Below are 3,457 nucleotides of genomic sequence, written 5' to 3' on the forward strand. Positions count from 1 at the left end.
GGCGATCTCGGTTTCCTGGCTGCGTTCGAATTCGCCGGCGTAATGAGCCACGTCGGTGGACGTGCCGCCCATGTCGAAGGTGACGATACGATCGAAGCCGGCGAGACGGGAGACCGCCACCGCGCCGACGATGCCGCCGGCGGGACCCGACAGAATGCTGTCCTTGCCCTGGAACCGGTGGGCATCCGCCAATCCGCCGTTGGACTGCATGAAAAGCAACTTGAGCTTGTGATCTTGTTGCACTTCATGGGCTGGGCCGATGCCCAAGCCGGCGGCGACTTGATCGACATAACGGCGTAATACCGGCGACAGATAAGCATCCACCACCGTGATGTCGCCCCGCCCGATCAATTTCATGGCGGGACTCACGCGGTGGGAGAGGGAAATCTGGGTGTAGCCGATTGCCTTGGCCAGCTTTTCCAGTACGAGTTCGTGATCGGGCGTCCGCCAGGCGTGCATGAGCACGATGGCGATCGATCGGAAACCTTCCCGGTAGGCCCCGGTCAATTGTTGTTCCGCTTCGCCGAGATCCAGCGGCTCCAGCTCCGAGCCGCGGGAGTCGTGACGCCCGGTGATTTCGGCGACCTTTTGGTAAAGCGGTTCGGGGCGGCGGATATTCAGGGCGAAGATATCCGGCCGGTTCTGATAGCCGATGCGGAGGGCGTCGGCGAAGCCCCGCGTGATCGCCAGGACCGTCGGTTCGCCCTTCCTTTCCAGCAGCGCATTCGTCCCCACCGTGGTGCCCATCCGCACGGCCTGGATGTTGGCCTGTTTCAGGGTCGCATCGGGAGCCAGATCCAGAATGTCGCGGATGCCTTGCAGGGCGGCGTCGCGGTAGCGGTCCGGATTTTCCGAAAGGAGCTTGTGGGTCAACAGGAGGCCGTCCGACCGGCGGGCGACGATGTCGGTGAAGGTTCCGCCGCGATCGATCCAAAATTGCCAGGATTGCGAATGCATGATGCCGGTTATCTTGACAGCAAAAACCCTGTGGTGCCTTAATAATTGACTATTTTTCTAGGATATGTGAACCTGAATTCCCACGTATTTAGTGTGAATTTCCGGGAGTCATTCCGTGCGCTTAACGACGAAAGGCCGCTACGCCGTCACCGCCATGCTGGATCTGGCCTATCATAGCGAAAAAAGGCCGGTGACATTGACCGATATCGCCAAACGACAGCACATCTCGTTGTCCTACCTGGAGCAGTTGTTCGCGCGTTTGCGTCGGGCCGGAATGGTCGAAGGAGTGCGAGGGCCGGGCGGCGGCTATCAATTGAGCCGCGACGCCAGCCAGATCAATATCTCCGAAATCATTATCGCGGTCGACGAAACCATCGACTCGACGCGCTGCGGCGGCAAAGCCAACTGCCAGAACAATCAGCCCTGTCTCACCCATGATCTTTGGCTGGGATTGAGCGAGCAGATTCGCGACTATTTGGCCTCCATCAGCTTGCAAGACGTCTTGCAGCGCAAGAACGTGCGCTTGGTAGCAGAGCGTCAGGACAAGCAGGCGTCCGGCGTTCAGGGTATCGATATGCTGTTGCGTCGGGAAACGCATATTTAGCGTTCTGACGAAATGATCTACTTCGATCACAATGCGACCACCCCGCTGGATGAGCGGGTCTTGGACGCGATGCTGCCCTATCTGGGCGCCTTTTACGGCAATCCGTCGAGTCTTTACCGGATGGGGCGGGTCTGCCGCGGCGCGGTCGATACGGCCAGGGAGCAGGTCGCTGCCCTGGTGGGCGCGCATCCGTCCGAGGTCGTGTTTACCAGCGGCGGGACCGAAGCGAATAATTTGGCGCTAAAAGGCTTGGCCTTTTCTCGCGAGTCGGGCGTGATCGCTGCGGGCGCTACCGAGCATCCATCGGTTTCGGAGCCTTTGGAGTTCCTGAAGACCAGAGGCTGGCGGGTCGCAACCATTCCTGTGGACGGGAATGGTATGGCCGATGCGTCGTATATCGAATCTTTGCCGGCCGGCGAGCTTCGATTCGCCACCCTCATGATGGCCAACAACGAAACCGGCGTGATTCAGAATATCGCGTCCATCGCCAATTGGTTCCGCGAGCGCGGCATCGTTTTTCATTGTGACGCAGTGCAGGCGGCGGGCAAGATTCCGCTCGATTTCAAAGCCTCAGGCGCTCATCTGATGTCCCTTTCCGGGCACAAGATTTACGGTCCCAAAGGCGTGGGCGCGCTGATTCTCGACAAAACCGTCATGCTAGAACCCCTGCTGCATGGCGGCGGACAGGAGCAAGGCCTACGCGGCGGCACCGAAAACGTGGCGGCCATCGTCGGTTTCGGTAAAGCGGCGGAGTTGGCTTTGTCCGAATTGGAGGGACGACGCGCTCAGCTGCTCGGTCTGCGCAAACGGCTGGAGGTCGGTTTGGAGACGATTCCCGGAGCGATCTTGTTCGCCAAACATGCGGAGCGGCTGCCCAATACTTTGCAGTTCGGCATCGACGGTTACGACGGCGAAGCCCTGGTCATGAACCTCGATCGGCAGGGCATCGCGGTGTCCAGCGGTTCAGCTTGCGCCAGCGGCGCCGGCGAGCCGAGCCCCGTGCTCATCGCCATGGGCGTTGAGCCGGAAGTTGCCAAGAGCGCGATACGCGCAAGCTTCGGCAAGAGCAACACCGAGGCGGAAGTCGACCGTTTTCTGGAGGTCTTGAAAAACCTCGTGGGCATACCCACGTCTGAGAGCCGGGGAGCGATACCGGTGATGCCGGTCATTTAAAGATTATGCCCCGAGCGTTTATAAGCTTTTTGAATCAGCGATCCGACAGAGATTACGTATTATGTCCATTACCTTAACCGAAAAAGCGGCGGAGCAAATCGCCAAGCAATTGCAAAAACGCGGCAAAGGGGTAGGGCTTCGTCTGAGCGTGAAAAAGTCCGGCTGCACCGGTTTCGCCTATGTAGTCGATTACGCCGATGCGGTGGAGCAGGGCGATGCCGTATTCGAACAGCACGGCGTGAAAGTCGTCGTGAGAGACAGCGATCTGGCTTATCTCTCGGGCGTTCAGGTGGATTATCGCCGGGAAGGAATCAACGAAGCGTTTCGATTCGACAATCCCAATGTCAAGGCGACCTGCGGCTGCGGGGAAAGTTTCGCCGTCTAAGATTCTCTCTTCAATCGGAAGAACCGATACATCGGCATCCCGGTGATCTCGTGAGGCTAGCCGTTTACCGCCTGCTCTTGGCCGGCCGCGCCTTGGCAGTGCAATGCTGGAGCCTATCTCAGTAGGCCTTTCGTCCTGAGCGTGTCGAAGGGTTTTGTGACCTACTGGGGTAGGCTCCTAGTCGGCGAGCCGCGTCCTTTTCCTTGTCGCAACTAGTAGTTCATCACGATGAATGAGATGGATAAAGCCGCTTGAGTTTTTCACGGGCATCGGTCACGGAGAAGCGCCAGTCGATGGTGGCTTGCGTGGCGTTCCGATCCGCTTCCCAGGCGGCGATT

General features: G+C 59.0%; 4 protein-coding genes. 3 read left to right on the forward strand and 1 reads right to left on the reverse strand.

Annotated elements, in window-relative coordinates:
* The coding region (locus ABJK70_RS22120; protein ID WP_347259153.1) for a hydantoinase/oxoprolinase family protein at positions 1-957 on the reverse strand (957 nt) is incomplete at its 3' end.
* 115 nt (positions 958-1,072) lie between these two features.
* Between ABJK70_RS22120 and iscR the strand changes: the two genes are divergently transcribed.
* From iscR to ABJK70_RS22135, 3 genes are all read left to right on the forward strand, one after another.
* The gene (gene iscR / locus ABJK70_RS22125) at positions 1,073-1,561 is read left to right on the forward strand and encodes a Fe-S cluster assembly transcriptional regulator IscR (protein ID WP_077731523.1); all 489 of its coding nucleotides are present in this window, start codon (positions 1,073-1,075) and stop codon (positions 1,559-1,561) included.
* 12 nt (positions 1,562-1,573) lie between these two features.
* Entirely contained in the window at positions 1,574-2,734 is a 1,161-nt protein-coding gene (locus ABJK70_RS22130) for a cysteine desulfurase family protein (protein WP_347259154.1), read from the forward strand.
* A gap of 61 nt (positions 2,735-2,795) precedes the next feature.
* On the forward strand, positions 2,796-3,119 hold the full coding sequence (locus tag ABJK70_RS22135) for an iron-sulfur cluster assembly accessory protein (protein ID WP_077731521.1): 324 nt from the start codon (positions 2,796-2,798) through the stop codon (positions 3,117-3,119).
* Positions 3,120-3,457: the final 338 nt, after the last annotated feature.

This window comes from Methylocaldum sp. (assembly GCF_039794385.1).
Classification (GTDB): Bacteria; Pseudomonadota; Gammaproteobacteria; order Methylococcales; family Methylococcaceae; genus Methylocaldum.